16 protein-coding genes are annotated in these 15041 nt (G+C 53.9%); 6 read left to right on the forward strand and 10 right to left on the reverse strand.

Features of this window, described 5'->3' with window-relative positions; genetic code table 11:
* Positions 1 to 72: 72 nt before the first annotated feature.
* The 3 genes from ACTJKZ_RS09975 (at position 73) to dbpA (ending at position 4899) form a co-directional block, all read left to right on the forward strand.
* The gene (locus ACTJKZ_RS09975; protein WP_222924461.1) at positions 73 to 933 is read left to right on the forward strand and encodes a LysR family transcriptional regulator; all 861 of its coding nucleotides are present in this window, start codon (positions 73 to 75) and stop codon (positions 931 to 933) included.
* 90 nt (positions 934 to 1023) lie between these two features.
* On the forward strand, positions 1024 to 2412 hold the full coding sequence (locus ACTJKZ_RS09980; RefSeq protein ID WP_222924463.1) for an amidohydrolase: 1389 nt from the start codon (positions 1024 to 1026) through the stop codon (positions 2410 to 2412).
* A 1104-nt stretch (positions 2413 to 3516) separates the two neighbouring features.
* Positions 3517 to 4899, forward strand: coding sequence for an ATP-dependent RNA helicase DbpA (dbpA, locus tag ACTJKZ_RS09985; RefSeq protein ID WP_161734465.1), 1383 nt, complete (start codon positions 3517 to 3519; stop codon positions 4897 to 4899).
* A gap of 35 nt (positions 4900 to 4934) precedes the next feature.
* On the opposite strand, the gene ACTJKZ_RS09990 is transcribed toward dbpA, so the two are convergent.
* Positions 4935 to 5327, reverse strand: coding sequence for a YgiW/YdeI family stress tolerance OB fold protein (locus ACTJKZ_RS09990; protein WP_161734468.1), 393 nt, complete (start codon positions 5325 to 5327; stop codon positions 4935 to 4937).
* Between the two features lie 167 nt (positions 5328 to 5494).
* Here ACTJKZ_RS09990 and ACTJKZ_RS09995 point away from each other — a divergent pair, with 167 nt between their 5' ends.
* The 3 genes from ACTJKZ_RS09995 to ACTJKZ_RS10005 all read left to right on the forward strand — a co-directional run bounded on the left by ACTJKZ_RS09995 (position 5495) and on the right by ACTJKZ_RS10005 (position 8567).
* Positions 5495 to 6457: a chemotaxis protein gene (locus tag ACTJKZ_RS09995; protein WP_013356916.1), complete on the forward strand. Its 963-nt coding sequence runs from the start codon at positions 5495 to 5497 to the stop codon at positions 6455 to 6457.
* Between the two features lie 80 nt (positions 6458 to 6537).
* Positions 6538 to 6687, forward strand: coding sequence for a hypothetical protein (locus ACTJKZ_RS10000; protein ID WP_202604978.1), 150 nt, complete (start codon positions 6538 to 6540; stop codon positions 6685 to 6687).
* A 302-nt stretch (positions 6688 to 6989) separates the two neighbouring features.
* Positions 6990 to 8567, forward strand: coding sequence for a methyl-accepting chemotaxis protein (locus ACTJKZ_RS10005; protein WP_161734470.1), 1578 nt, complete (start codon positions 6990 to 6992; stop codon positions 8565 to 8567).
* 226 nt (positions 8568 to 8793) lie between these two features.
* On the opposite strand, the gene ymcF is transcribed toward ACTJKZ_RS10005, so the two are convergent.
* The 9 genes from ymcF to ACTJKZ_RS10050 form a co-directional block, all read right to left on the reverse strand.
* Complete coding sequence (ymcF, locus tag ACTJKZ_RS10010) at positions 8794 to 8964, reverse strand: cold shock small protein YmcF (RefSeq protein ID WP_098053076.1); 171 nt, start codon at positions 8962 to 8964, stop codon at positions 8794 to 8796.
* Positions 8965 to 8967: 3 nt separating this feature from the next.
* The gene (gene cspE / locus ACTJKZ_RS10015) at positions 8968 to 9180 is read right to left on the reverse strand and encodes a transcription antiterminator/RNA stability regulator CspE (RefSeq protein WP_003854408.1); all 213 of its coding nucleotides are present in this window, start codon (positions 9178 to 9180) and stop codon (positions 8968 to 8970) included.
* A 300-nt stretch (positions 9181 to 9480) separates the two neighbouring features.
* Complete coding sequence (locus tag ACTJKZ_RS10020; protein ID WP_237566711.1) at positions 9481 to 9816, reverse strand: Ivy family c-type lysozyme inhibitor; 336 nt, start codon at positions 9814 to 9816, stop codon at positions 9481 to 9483.
* A 244-nt stretch (positions 9817 to 10060) separates the two neighbouring features.
* On the reverse strand, positions 10061 to 11815 hold the full coding sequence (locus ACTJKZ_RS10025) for a glycosyl hydrolase family 28-related protein (RefSeq protein ID WP_161734474.1): 1755 nt from the start codon (positions 11813 to 11815) through the stop codon (positions 10061 to 10063).
* Between the two features lie 204 nt (positions 11816 to 12019).
* A complete protein-coding gene (locus ACTJKZ_RS10030) occupies positions 12020 to 12313 on the reverse strand; it encodes a hypothetical protein (RefSeq protein WP_161734475.1) in 294 nt (97 codons plus the stop codon).
* Positions 12310 to 12657 (reverse strand): hypothetical protein, encoded by a 348-nt coding sequence (locus ACTJKZ_RS10035; protein WP_161734477.1) that lies wholly within the window; start codon positions 12655 to 12657, stop codon positions 12310 to 12312. Before ACTJKZ_RS10035 ends, ACTJKZ_RS10030 begins: the two co-directional genes overlap by 4 nt.
* Complete coding sequence (locus tag ACTJKZ_RS10040) at positions 12654 to 13121, reverse strand: glycoside hydrolase family protein (RefSeq protein WP_013356911.1); 468 nt, start codon at positions 13119 to 13121, stop codon at positions 12654 to 12656. The genes ACTJKZ_RS10035 and ACTJKZ_RS10040 overlap by 4 nt, the downstream gene beginning before the upstream one ends.
* Before the next feature lie 204 nt (positions 13122 to 13325).
* Positions 13326 to 13604, reverse strand: a complete 279-nt coding sequence (locus ACTJKZ_RS10045; protein ID WP_161734479.1) for a hypothetical protein — start codon at positions 13602 to 13604, stop codon at positions 13326 to 13328.
* Between the two features lie 423 nt (positions 13605 to 14027).
* Positions 14028 to 14759, reverse strand: a complete 732-nt coding sequence (locus ACTJKZ_RS10050) for a S24 family peptidase (protein ID WP_161734481.1) — start codon at positions 14757 to 14759, stop codon at positions 14028 to 14030.
* Positions 14760 to 15041 lie beyond the last annotated feature (282 nt).

The following is a 15041-nucleotide window of genomic DNA, read 5'->3' on the forward strand; positions in this document are numbered from 1 at the left end:
TTAAAAGTTGCCAGCCTGGCAGCAGTCGTTACTATCTGGAAATGAAATATTACTCTGCCAGGTAGTGGAAAAATGAATCGTCAGCCGATGTTTACTCCGCAACAGCTGCTCAGCTTTGTCGCGGTGTGCGAAACCGCCAGCTTTACCCGCGCCGCCGACCGGGTGCACCTGTCGCAGTCCACCGTCAGCCAGCAGGTGCGGCGGCTGGAGGAGATGGTCGGCAAAGAGCTGCTGGTCCGCTCCTCGCATCAGGTGCAGATCACCGAGGAGGGCGAAAAACTTTTAGGCTACGCCCGGCGAATTATTGCCCTGAACGGGGAAGCGCACGATGTGCTGAGTGACCAGTGGCGCGATGGCGTGCTACGCCTTGGCGTGCCGGAAGATTTCGCCGCGCCCACGGCCGGTCTGCTGGCGCACTTCAGTCGCGACCATCCGCAGCTGCGGCTGGACGTGATGAGCGGCATGCAGGTGGAGCTGCGTCGCGCCTGGCAGCGTGAAGAGCTCGACATCATGCTGATTAAACAGCCGTACGGCGAGAGGCCACTGGCATCGCGTCCTGAACCGCTGTTGTGGCTCGACAGCGCAGAATGGCCCTGCTTTGAGCAGACGCCGGTGCCGCTGGTGCTGTTTCCCCAGTTGGGGCTCTATCGCGATGAGGTCTGTCAGACGCTTGATGCGCTGGGTCGAAGCTGGCGCATAGGTTACAGCAGCGCCAGCCTGGTCGCGCTGGCCGCCGCCAGTGCACAGGGGCTGGGTCTGACGTTACTGCCTGCCAGCTGCCGCCTGCCGGCACATCGGGTATTAGGTCCTGAACAGGGTCTGCCGGTGATTGATACCTTTGAACTGGCGTTGTTCTGCCGTCATCCGCATGATCCGCTGCAACGTGAACTGGCAGCGTCACTGGCGGCGTTTGGCAAGCTGCGCTGGCAGTGAGATAGCGAATAGCCATCAGTGGAAAATAACGCAGCAGAGTGAAGCGTCGTTTGTCAGATTAAAGCCTTGTTCTCTTTGCAGGAGCCTCTGATGCCTATTTCCTCTTCGCCGAGTCGCCGTGATTTCCTGGGGCAAAGCGTTCGCTGGACCGCTGCAGGCGGCTTGCTGGCCGCCGGTCTCGGTCAGGTCAGTGCCGCCATTCCCCCATCGTTGTCCGCCATCAATCCCGACCAGGCCGCCACTCTGCCCCGGCAGGATCACTATCTGCTGCGCAATGTGCGACTGGAAGAGGGCTTTATCCGCGAAGATGACGACGTCGTCGCGACCCGGACCGGTCTTTATGACATCAGCGTGCGCGACGGCAAAATTGACCAGCTGACCTCTGCGGGCCAGGGTAACAGCACGCTGCCGTCGTGGGATGCGCAGGAGGCGCTGCTGCTGCCCGCTACGCAGGACATGCATATCCATCTCGATAAAACCTTCTACGGCGGTCCGTGGCAGGCTCCACGTCCACGTCAGGGCAAAACCATCATGGATATGATTGCGCGCGAGCAGGTACTGATTCCGCAGCTGCTGCCGCACTCGCAGGCCCGCGCCGAAGGATTGATCGCCCTGCTGCATGCCAAAGGCACCACCCGCGCGCGTAGCCATTGCAATATCGACCCGGTCAGTGGCCTGAAAAGTCTGGAACATCTGCAGGCGGCATTAGCCCGTCATCCCGCCTTTGCGTGCGAGATCGTTGCCTTCCCGCAGCACGGTCTGCTGCACTCGCAGGTCGATGGCTTGATGCGTGAGGCGATGCAGCACGGCGTTGAGTATGTCGGCGGACTGGATCCTACTAACGTGGATGGCGCGATGGAGAAGTCGCTGGATGCCATGTTTCAGATTGCGCTCGACTATCAGCGCGGCGTGGATATTCATCTGCATGAAACCTCACCGGCTGGCGTGGCGGCGATTCAGTATATGGTTGACACCGTTGCGAAGACTCCGGCGCTGAAAGGCAAAGTGACGCTGAGCCACGGTTTTGCGCTGGCGACGCTCACCGGCAGTGCGCTGGATAAAATGATTGAAGGGCTGGCGGAGCAGCAGTTCAGCGTCGCTTCCACCTTGCCGATTGGCAAGCTCGCTATGCCAGTTCCACAGTTGCAGGCGGCGGGAATTAAAGTGATGACCGGCACCGACAGCGTGATCGATCACTGGTCTCCGTTTGGCACCGGCAGCATGCTGGAAAAAGCGAATCTCTATGCACAGCTCTATCGCGGTTCAGATGAGTTCTCGCTGTCGCGGGCGCTGGCCATCGCCACAGACGATCGGCTGCCGCTCTCTGCTCAGGGCGAACGTCAGTGGCCTGCGCCGGGCGATGAAGCGAGCATGATGCTGGTAGCAGCGAGCTGTTCTGCCGAAGCCGTGGCACGCATGTCACCGGTAGTCGCGACCTTCTCGCGCGGTAAACCGGTATTTGCGCTGGCATCGACCTGAAACAGCAGGGCTGCGGACAAAAACGCCGGGAGCGTTTTTGAACAACGCAACGCGTTGGCCCGGGAGGGCGCATCTCAGGGATGAGATGCGTACTAAAAACGCCGGGAGCGTTTTTGAACAACGCAACGCGTTGGCCCGGCTACGGGCGCACCTCAGGGATGAGGTGCGTAATCGCCCGCGCTGAGCCTTCTCAGCAAATGCGAAGAGATCGAGCCTGCTCAGGGAAATCGGTCAGATCGGAAAGACGCTTAAGCCATCCATGGCCGCTCGGCGCGTGCCGTCCCTTGCGCGGGACGCTTTCCTCTTCTGACCGGCTTCCCTGCGCTTTAAGCTTGCTTATTGCTGATAGATTCTCAGTGCCCGTGGTTTACCAGCAGCGGCCTTACTGCCCAAACCTGTTCCCTGCTACGGCCCCCAAAAACAACAGAGCCTCCACAAGGGAGGCTCTGCATTTACCTGAGCGGAGTGCGGGTTACGCGCTTTTGGCCCATTGATTATTCGACATTAGTTCCATTGCCAGCGCGTATAAGCGACGATCTTCCTGATCACAGGGCTCATCTTCCGCATAACAGCCGATCATGGATGCGATTTTATCCGCAGATAAACTCTCTCCATGAACATGCAGTGTCAGTACGGCGCGGCCTACTATTTTAAGCACATTTTCATGTGGTCCCTGGATGCTATTACTCAATGCAAATACCCTCTACCGGTCGTTGTACCAGGAATATGGCGCGATAAATATAAAGCAATTAGATCAGGATTTTTATCGGCACTAGTGGTGATATTTTTTAATGATTAATTCTATTACTGGAGTCATAGTTAAGGATTTGTCTGATTAACAATGAAATATTTTTTTAAAAACGGTCACTTATAAAATAATCATTGGTATTAACCGATCGTCAATCCGGAACACCTTCGTTAAGCCGGCATTAATCTATAAAAATAAACCACCTTTTTTCAGTAAACTTCAGCTTATTCCTAAGCGTACCGGCAGATATAGTTGCATACTGCTAACCATCGAGGTTCCCGTTGCTGTCAGGCGTGCTTTCTGCCAGACTTGCCCCGCAATAATGCCCTACACTTTCAGCCTCAGAGGCCGCGCCCGTGACCGCTTTTTCTACCCTCAATTCGCTTCCCGATAGCCAGCTCGATAACCTGCGCGAGATGGGCTACACCAGCATGACGCCCGTGCAGGCCGCTACGCTGCCCGCCATTCTGCAGGGACGCGACGTGCGCGCGCAGGCGAAAACCGGCAGCGGTAAAACGGCTGCCTTTGGTATTGGTTTACTGCACCATATCGACAGCACCCGCTTTCAGACGCAGGCACTGATCCTCTGTCCGACCCGTGAACTGGCGGATCAGGTAGGCAATGTCCTGCGCCAGCTGGCGCGCTTCACCCGCAACATCAAAGTCCTCACCTTGTGTGGCGGACAGCCGATGAGCGCACAGCGTGATTCACTGGTGCATCCACCGCATATCGTGGTTGGCACGCCGGGTCGTATCCTCGACCACATCAATCGTGAGAACCTCAAGCTCGACCAGCTCAACACGCTGGTACTGGATGAGGCGGATCGGATGCTGGAGATGGGTTTCCTCAATGATATGGAAACCATCATTGAAGCGACGCCTGCCTCGCGCCAGACGCTGCTCTTCTCCGCCACCTGGCCCGACGGCATCACAGCCATCAGCACCCGCTTCCAGCGTGATGCGCTGAGCGTCGTCACTGAAGATGTCAGTGAACTCCCGTCAATCGACCAGCAGTTCTTTGAAGCCAGTCACAATGAAAAACTGGGTCTGCTCATCGCACTGCTCGGCGATCGTCAGCCTTCATCCTGCGTGGTCTTCTGCAACACTAAACGTGAATGTGACGATGTCGCCGCGGCGCTTAACGCGCGTGATATCAGTGCTCTGCCACTGCATGGTGATCTTGAGCAGCGCGATCGCGAACGTGTGCTGATCCGCTTCGCGAACGGCAGCGGTCGCGTGCTGGTCGCTACCGATGTCGCTGCGCGCGGACTCGACATCAAATCGCTGGCGATGGTAGTCAACTATCAGCTCGCATGGGATCCTGAAGTCCATCTCCACCGCATCGGTCGTACGGCGCGGGCAGGCGAACATGGCGTTGCCGTCAGCCTGGTCGCGGCTGATGAAATGGCGCGCGCGCACGCGCTGGAAGATTTTCTGCAGCAGAAGCTGCCGTGGGTCTCGGCCAGCACGCTGAAAAAGGGCAGCAGCAAGCCACTGCCTGCCGCCATGATGACGCTATGCATTGATGGTGGCCGTAAAGCCAAGATACGTCCGGGAGATATTCTGGGTGCACTGACCGGTGAAGCAGGTTATCGCGCTGAGCAGATCGGGAAAATTGTTCTGACCCCGACCCATGCCTACGTAGCGATTGAGGCAAATCAGGCTAAAGCGGCACTGGTGAAACTTAAGCAGGGCAAAATCAAAGGTAAAACCTGTCGGGCGATTCTGCTGAAAGACTAAGAAAAAAGGGCGAGGTTATGACCTCGCCCTTTTTGTTATGGCTCTTCGATGCGGGACACATGCAGCGTGGTTTTATCCCCTTTGCCCTGTACCTTACCACTGACGCGCACTTTGTCTTCAGCGGTGTAGGTTTTACCATCAAAGGTTTTCTTTGGGGCGATAATGGGTAACGTGCCGGTGTTGTCACGGAACTGATACCGCTCGCCCTGCTCTTTCTTCAAAATGTAACCTTCCAGCGTCACATACCCGCCCTGACGGAAATCGCGGATCTGATCGATGTGGGTCTGACCGGTATCTTCCGAACCTTTATAGCCGGCATCCTGCTTGTGTTGCGGCGGCGGCGTATCACCAGCTTTGTATCCGCCCTCTTCAGCTGAAACGCCCGCGCTCATCATCACCAGCAACGACGCTAAAATCACTTTTTTCATTTCACACTCCTTTATTGGAAAGGTGTCCATGTTGAACCTTCAGGGTTAAGCCTGGCACAATAATTGGCATCCGTTTTATTTCACCCTTCTCTTCTCACCTTTTTCCGTTTGCTGCCGATAACCTGTTCACACCCTATTTCACCAGCTGCGTTAATGCAGAGGCAACCATGGATAATTTTCAAAAAGAGATCGATGAAAGAGCGAACCTCGCGTTATCGAACAAGTTTGAGCTGCTGCTGTTTCGCTTAGGTTCCGATCAGCTGAAAGGCAAGTCTGAACTGTTTGGCATTAACGTCTTCAAGCTGCGTGAAATTGTACCGATGCCGACCATCACTAAAGCCGCGGGCATGCGTTCGCCGTTGCTGGGTATGGCGAGTATTCGTGGTCAGTTCATTCCGGTGATCGACCTGCCAGCGGTAGCGGGCTGTGTACCTGAAACCGGTCTTAACCTGCTGCTGGTGACCGAGTATGCCCGTAACACCCAGGCGTTTGCCGTGGAGTCAGTAGAGAACATCGTGCGCCTCGACTGGAGCCAGGTGCATACCGCCGAAGCCGGTATCGGTGGCCGCAATATTACCAGCATCGCCTGCCTGGACAGCGACAAGCAGAGCAACGAGCTGGCGATGGTGCTGGACGTTGAGCAGATTCTGTATGACATCATCCCTTCAGTGCGCGGCGTTGAACCGGAAGCGGCCAGACCGCGTGCCTTCAACTATCGCCCTGGTGCGGTCGCCATTGTGGCAGAAGATTCCAAAGTGGCGCGTCAGCTGCTGGAACAGGGCCTGAAGAGCATGGGCATTCCGGCGCTGATGTTTAACACCGGTCTGGAAGCCTGGGAAAAAATTAAGCTGATGAGCCAGGAAGCACAGGCCGCGGGAGAGTCGATTCACGACAAAATTGCGCTGGTCCTGACCGATCTGGAGATGCCAGAGATGGATGGCTTTACGCTGACCCGCAACATCAAGCGGGACCCGATTCTCAAGGTTCTGCCGGTCGTCATTCACTCCTCACTCTCTGGCAGCGCCAACGAAGATCATGTGCGCAAAGTGGGTGCCGACGGTTATGTGGCGAAGTTTGAACTGAATGAGCTGTCAGACGTGATTTTCAACGTTCTCGACACTGCCCGCTAAACAAATCCGGGCCGCAAAGAATGCCCGGTATGTTTTTACTTTTTAGCCAGCAAAATAGCTGGCCTGACCAGGAACCGACTATGCACATTGAAACTTTACCTGTTACACCGGCACCTGCTACCCCTGCTCCTCAGAAAGCACTGCGTGGCCGTTTACGCCAGCTGGCCTGGATTACCGCCGTCACGTTAAGTGTCGCATTCTGGACAGGCCTCTACTTCTTAGTTTTCTGAATCCGGTCATGCTTGTCTGGATCGGGCCGTCAGCACTCCTGCTGACGGCCCTTTTTTTTGCCTGCGCTTCCCCCTTTGTTTATTTGTTAACCTTTTCTGAAGCTTTTCAGTGACTATTTATTCACGCACCGTTATTACTTAAAAATTATTAAAGGTACATGTTCGTATTCCGATAACTGTATGCGCGAGATCACCTTTTTGCCTGCGGCTGTGACCACAGACATCAGCAAGGCACTGCGCACAACAGCAGAGAACCTGAGCGTTGCTAACAAATTGATTAATAATAAAACGGGGAAGAGAACATGTTCAGTATCAAGAATATGAAGGTGGGAATGCGGCTCGCAGCAGCCTTCGGTATTATTGTGACCTTACTGATAGTGATTGGCGTAACATCCATTACCAGAATTAACAGTATTAATACCGCGATCTCATCGATCGTTGACGATCGCTATGTAAAAGTACGACTGGCATTTGATGTGCGCGATGGCGTCAACGATCAGATCAAATACCTGCGCGGCATGGTGATCGACACAACACGCCCGGAAATGAATGTGAAGCGTTATGGTCAGCTTGATGAAGCGACGCAACGCACTAACATCGCGATGAAAAAGATTGAGGATATCCAGGTCACGCCCGTAGGTAAGAAAAAGATCGCCGGTCTGCTGGCCTCTTCTCAGGCGTTTGAGAAGGTTAAAGCTGAGTTGATCACCCTGATTAAAGCAGGCGATTTTGATGCTGCCAGCACCTATGTCCTGAAATCGATGACCGCTACACAGAATAAGTTTCTTCAGGATGCGGTGAATTTTGCCAACTCACAGGATTCCCAGCTGCGCAGTGAAGGCCAGGGTATTGTGGAAAATGGACAGTCAGCCATCACCATCACCCTGATTTTCTCCGCGCTGGCCATTCTGGCCGCGATTATGCTGGGCTACTTCCTGACCCGCTCTATTGTCCGTCCACTGGTTGCAGCGGTTGACGTTGCTGAACGTGTTGCCGCGGGCGATCTGAGTACCCAGATGCAGGTAACCTCGCGTGATGAAACCGGCGTCCTGATGCAGGCGCTGCAGCGCATGAACGATAACCTGCTGTCGATTGTGACTGAAGTACGCACCGGCTCCGACACTATCGCGGTCGCCTCTAATCAGATCTCCAGCGGTAACCTTGACCTCTCAACCCGCACTGAGCAACAGGCCAGTTCGCTGGAAGAGACCGCCTCTGCCATGGAGCAGATGACGTCGACCGTGAAACACAATGCCGACAATGCGCGTGAAGCTAATCACCTGGTATCGACGACGTCCAGCGTAGCGCGTGAAGGTGGCGTGGTCATGGAGAAAGTGATCGAGAAGATGGAAGCGATCGCGCTCTCCTCACGCAAAATTGTCGATATCATCAGCGTCATCGACTCCATCGCCTTCCAGACCAATATTCTGTCACTGAATGCCGCCGTTGAAGCTGCGCGTGCGGGTGAACAGGGTCGCGGCTTTGCGGTGGTTGCGAGTGAAGTGCGTAATCTGGCACAGCGCTCAGCCTCCGCGGCCAAAGAGATTAAGGTCCTGATTGAAGATTCGGTCGCTAAAGTCGATGAAGGCAGCAAACTGGTAACCCATGCGGGTTCGACCATCGGTGAGGTGGTGAACAGCGTGCAGAGCGTGGCGAATATCATGAGCGAAATCACCATTGCCAGCAGCGAGCAGAGCAGCGGTATCAATGAGATCAATCAGGCGATTACCCAGATGGAAGCGGTAACGCAGCAGAACGCCGCGCTGGTTCAGGAAGCGTCAGCCGCTTCACAGGCACTGCAGGATCAGGCTGAGCGTATGGCACAGGCAATGAGCGTGTTTAATACCGGCAAGCTCGCACTGCAACCCGTGCTTCGCTGATTCCCTTTAATGGCCTGCTCCGGCGGGCCTTTTCAGATCGGTGACAGTAAACGAACAGGTTACAGATGGTTGACCAAAAAGTTGCGCAGGGAAGCTAAGGTATTCCGGGGGTTATAGAAGAAAGGATTAGGGATTGCGGATGGAAACAGCAGAAACAAAAAAGGCTGCCAGAGGCAGCCTTTTATTACTGTAAATGCAACAACGCTATAAAGCTCACTAGCCTTTATCAGAGAGCGCGAAGCTGGCTCTGAATTGCAATCCTCGCCGCGTTCACCTGAACAACGACAGATTTGCAGAAAATGCATTTCGCTCCATGCGGGTTGGCTCTTGTAACATCAAAATGTGATGTACGAAACTGTGAGCCATTACAGTGAGGACATTTAAAAGTAATTTTCAGTCCTTAGAGACCAACAACGTTCGCAGCAGCTGGGCCTTTGGCGCCATTTTCTACTGTGAATTCAACTTGCTGACCTTCGTCTAATGAACGGAAATCGGTGCCCTGGATTGCAGAGAAATGTACGAATACATCTTTGCTGCCGTCTGCAGGAGAGATGAAACCGAAGCCTTTCTCTGCGTTAAACCATTTAACGGTACCGCGAATTTTGTTAGACATGCTTAAATCCTTAATATATCGAGCCTTCCGGCATAATGGCCTGAGAACAGATTTTAATCAGAACGTAAGAGAAGACTCAAAAAGAAGGGATGTCTCGCGACAAACTTAGAGATGAGAACTGCTTTGGTTACTTACTTTGATAGTGTCTGTTAATCAAACCGACAATTCATTAGGCCACACTTCACCAGGCGACGCAAGCCGTAATTAAAATTAAACTCAAATAGCGTTGCCCGAAAGCCGCACAGCGACGTTGCTATGTTACAGCCTGCTCTGCCCCACACTGCGGCCTGAAAGAAAAGATCACTCTGCTACGTCACCCTCCAGCCGCCTGAACAGCACGTTTCGCATCTTTGCCTCATCTGCTGGAGTGAGATTAAGCCAGGTCAGCGTCTGACGATCTCTTTTCTGATCGTAGTCAGAGTAAACACCATGAATCTCCCCTTTCTCCGGAGAGTAAAGGAGAGCAATAGATTGTGCCGGACAGTTGTGTGGCTTACAGCCGGAGAGTAGCTGCCAGGTTTCACCCTGGAGGGTAACTGTACTGGCCGGTGTACTGGTTCCGCCCTGCTTAACCCAGGCAGGGAAATCATGTCCGGCGATAAGCTGGTGATACGCCTGGCTGGTCTGTTTATTCATTATGAAATCAGAAAGATAAGTCTGATTTGCAGCATTTACTAACATTGGCATGCCAGCTAATACTGCTACCAGTAAACCTTTATTCATCGCGCGCCCCTCTTACCCGCTGAGTTTTGCCTGTGTTAAACAGGACATTATCGGCTTTGCCACTGTTTGTCAGGTGGGGAACACTTGCCATTGAAGCTTCAGAGAGGCAAATCAAAAAAAGGGCGAGGCCGGAGCCTCGCCCAAAACATGCCGAACATCAATCGTAGTAAGGAACCTTGCGGTCAACGCCGTTGATATTGATCAGCACAAAACCGGTTGGCGCGGTTTTATTGGTCGGTGTACCCGCCGCAGTAGCGAGCGTAACGACCCCTTTTTCATTGGCACCGATGCCCGCCAGTCCATTGTGCATGCCGAAGCGTGCAGCGGGTTTCAGAGTGCCAACTTTGGTAATGTCCGTCACCACCGACATATCGGACTGGAACAACGAGCAGGAGCCGGTATCGAAGCGGGTCGGACCGGTCGTCTTCAGGTTGAACATGGTCTCGCCACTGCTGGCTTTCAGCTTGACCCATACCGCTGCATAGGTGGTTCCTACCCGGCTATAACGGATGTCCAGCACGGAAGGCTGCCCCATGTGGTAAGCATCCGCCCAGACCGTTTCCAGCCGCTGCAGGTTGATCAGCGTTTTACCGGTAGCAGGCATATTTACGGGTGAAGCGGCGGTGCCGGACGGCGTAGTGGCATCCGCTTTCCCGATCAACTCCATCACCCATTGCTGGTTAGGCGCCGGGAAAAAGAGCTGCCCCAGCCGATACCAGTTATCGGTATCGGTGTTGTTCACCACTTTATAGCCGCTGTAATAGCCGGCACGCAGCGAACCCGTCATGAACGTGCCGAAGTTCTCATCCCGACGATAGCCATATTCAAAGGTCGATAACCACTTACTTCCGGCCAGATCATTGGTAATTTTCGCCCCCGCCTGCAGGTTAATCTGACGCATCACCACGCGGGCATTGTTAAGATTGAATGGTGCGGCACAATCCTCAATGTTGAGCGTATCAATGGTCCACCCACCATCCGACAGGTCTCCCGGGTTGGTCGTGTGCTCAATCCAGACGTTTCGCATGATACCCTGCGTGACGCGCGGCATGTAGAGTGTGGCGTCGCCATAGCCCGACTGGAAGTTGGCATTACACAGCTCAATGGCGGTTGAGTGGTCCCAGTTCCCCTTCGGTGTGTTTGACCAGCCGATATCAAACACCCGTGAATAGGTCGAGGAGCTGTAAATCTGATCGAACTTACTGTCGAGCGTATCCTGCAGCTTAAAGACGGTTCCACCGGTACTTTGCGCCTTGAAGCAGAAGATATTGACGATCTGGCCGCCGACAATCGTATTTTCGAAGAACGGCTGCACGTTGCTGCACTGTTCAGGCGTAACGGTGACTTTTTGAGTGGTGTCGACAGTCCCGGCATTAGCTTGTCCGTGCCAGCAGATGCCTTTGATGACGATTTTGCGTGCATTAACCTTAAACACCGCACTCGCGCTTTTATCAGAGACAATGGTGGTGCGCGGTGACGATCCGAGTTCGATATCATCACCTGCCAGACCAAAAAACGGCAACTCTGTATCGCTGATATCAATGGGTGAAATCAGGAAGCGGCCCCCCGGAAAACGCACCGGCATCGCTTTCGCATAGGCGTTATAGGACTGCGTCCATGCCAGCATCCGCTTAAAGGCTTCAGTGTCATCGGTCACGCCATCCCCTCTCGCGCCAAAGTGCAGAACATTCACTTCAGTAGGGTCGTTGATGGTGCGCTTCCAGTAGAAACCATTACCCACTGCCACCGTACCGCCATCATCTTTCAGCGTAGTAGTGGAGAGAAAACCGACAAAGTCAGCACCGCCACGGAAGCTGGAGTCTTTGTCGTAATAGCGTTTCAGGCTCGCGACTTCACCTGATTTTGGCGGGACCGTGGTACGCAGTTCAGCAAAAGAGTTAACTTCGATCATAGAATCCTCCTCAGGATCAATGTGATATCGCGCTGATTGTCAGCGCACTACTTAGCCGCAGCCGGATGGCCGCAAAGGGTGTCCCACATATCGTTGTGGGTATTGATGGCGCGCACTGTCCTGACGTCCATTTTTTGCGCGTCATCGCCGTAGGTATAAAGAGGGGAAAAAAGTACGCAGGCAGAGTCGGTGATCGCCACCGGCTCAGGGTTTGTGGTATTTCGACTGCTGCAGCTTGTCGCGAGCAGCAGCGTCATCAAGACTGTGGTTATCGGTCGCCACACGGTTAGCCTCCTCGCGGTTATGTTGTTGTTGCTGCGCCACCGCGCTGACGCGGGACGCCTCCTGTTGTGCGTTATCGACGTCAGATCGCGCTTTTTGCTGCACTTTGCCGATTTTCCTGCCGCCGAAATAAGTGGCGCCCAGTGCAGCAATAACGCCTGCCAGTGCAGCAAGCCAGTGCCAGCTGCCGCCCAGTAAGGTGGTAATCAGAGTCATGGTTTCGCTCCTTCAGCCTGCTCCTTCGCGTTGAGCAGGTTTTTCTGACGAACAAACTGTGCAATCACCCCCATCGCCACCATAAATGCGCCCACCAGCCCCAGGTAGTCGTGCGGCAGAATCGTTTTCACGTCCTCCGGCAGTACGCTCCAGGCATCAACGGCAGCAGAAGGAAACGACTGCGCCCAGGCGCTGAGCATCGAACCCAGTGACGCGAGCCAGACGGACCAGGTTTTGAAGAGGAGCCGGGCATGAGAGACAAACTGCAGGGTAGTGAAGCGCTGTAAGAGCAGCAGGATGACGATCGCCGCCAGCACGGCAACGAGAAACATAAGCCATCTCATAGCAGCCCCCTGTAAACCGCATAGGTTCCGCTGCGCATCATCTCCGCATGACGTCGGGCGCGGCCCGGTGTCTGGCGGGCCCAGAGGCTGTTCATCATCGCGTCAGCCGCTTCATTGAACTGTTCAGCCGCGATGGCGGTAAGCATGTTTTTAAACTGCATAACGCCTTCGACGCCCAGTTGATACGTCATGCTCAGCAACACATCCGTTCGGGCGTCATTACACTTCGCCAGCGCATTACGCAGCAGATCCCTGCCCTGCATCTCCTGAACTTTGTTTTCAAGAATGCACTGCTTCCAGACGTCCCCGACGCGCCGCGGCACGCGGAAAGTGTAATTACTCAGTGATGCCCCCTTAGGTCCGATGCGGATACCGCCTGCCACCGTGGGAAAGCCCAGCGTGTCGAGGTAAGGCGTGTCGACATACCCCTCTTCAAAATTCAGCACTGCAATTATCTGGCTCATAACGACTCCTTAATGACGGGTTAAAGCAATTCACCATTGTGAAAAGAAATACATAACGCCTGCTGATCATTACCCGTTCAGGCGCAGCAAGAGGCCTTACTGACCCTGCAGCAAAACTGAACAGTAATTCAGCACATTGCGTCCAGTGAGAGCTGGAGATAACGAAGAGTTAGCCGGAACGGAAAAGCATGCTGTCTTCGCGCTTCAGCTCACGACGTAGAGATGAACGTGGGGAAGACAGCAATTGTCGAAACTGGGTGTTTCCTGACTGGTGACGCGGGGTGCGGTGATTGCGCGATCAACACGCGGGGCGACCTGACGCTGGCAGATTTGCTCTGCACGTCTCAGGACAGGGGGTTCAGTTGGAAAGTTAAGGGCCTGGTCGATGCTCTGAGTCAGGCTGCTGAGAGGTTGGCGCCGCCGATGGCGACGAGTACGTGCGTTGCCCACAAAAACGCTTTTGCCATAGTGAATTATCGCCATAACTCCTCCTGTGAATGAGTCTTTGGCGATGGGGTGGCAGGCGCGAGCTTTCGGTGATCCGAACGGGCCCGAATGACGTGTATCGCGCTCGCACGCTCGCCGCCCGGCTGCGTTAGCAGCCAGGTGGAAAGTAAGCGAGGGGGAAATAAACGGCATCTGACGACGCTGCATTTTGCGCATCCACCCCATCCCAAAGTTCACTGACTTTTGGGTGGTATGATTCGCGCTTGTGCAGCGCCTCAATTGTTTAAGAGCGGCTCATCCGTGAAAGAACTGGTTCGTTCATCCATATCCAAATTATTAACAGGTTCTTATGCTTTATCAAACACTGTTGGTTAATTTTTTATTTACCGCTGGTTAAATTTATGAATTTATGTCGATTATTTTTTTGCAGCCCGTCTGAGAAAGGCAGCAAAAGCGGCCTTAGCCGAGGATTTGATAGTGACGCGCCTGACTCATGATCACTTTTGCCAGGACCTTCAGGCTGGTGACGTCATCATGATTGAGATACCAGGTTTCATAGCGTTTATTGTCTGAAATCACAGCAATTTTCTTATGCTGCAGCTGCAGGCGCTTGAGATAGAGTTGCTCATCAAGGGTAAAAATGTAGATGCCATCACCGTCGAACATCCGCACGCTGATATCCACAAACAGCTGATCGCGCGGTGCAAAGGTGTCAGCCATAGAGTCGCTATTGATGGCAATTAACCGGATGTTCTCCGCCGGACGCCCATTGAACAGCACCCGCGCCTCATCCAGACCATATTCGATCGCCTGGATGGTCTCCACAAACTCATCACGCGCGGGCAGTCCCGCAGCACTTCGCTGCCCGATATCGAGGCTATCAACCCGAAACACATTCTTATGGCCGGTGAACGTGCTCAGCGTTACCGGGTCAGCGGGTTGATCCATACCGTATTGCAGCCACTCTACCCTGACTCCCAGCAACTGGCTGAGCGCCAGTAAATTGCCGCCATCAGGCACTGACTGCGCGTTAAACCACTTCCACACTCCCGGCGTTGAAATCTTGCAGCCTTGCTGCTGCAGGGCTCTGGCAACCTGTTTGTTTCGTCCATGTCCGGCAATGCCGGCACTCTCACAGGCCGCTATCAGCCTGGTGGTGAAAGCTTGTCTTGTACTTTCTTTTTTAACCATTAGTTAATAATCAGCCATAGAAGAGATACTGGATGTTATTTTCATTATTGCTACCAGTTCATTTTATATTACCGCTCGTTTACTACCTAACCGCTTTATCAAGCATTTCTAATTATCATTATCCGCTTCGGTCTGCATCTGAACAAAAAATATTGCCTCAGGCCGCATACAGCCCCGGCTTTCAGGAATGTTCCGTAAGAAATTGCGTAAAATTCAGCCAGCTTAACGGGCAACGGTGGCGGGATCGGAATGAAATTTAATCAGACAGGGAGAAAACTCTAC

Source organism: Pantoea sp. 22096 (assembly GCF_052045955.1).
Lineage (GTDB): Bacteria > Pseudomonadota > Gammaproteobacteria > Enterobacterales > Enterobacteriaceae > Pantoea > Pantoea alfalfae.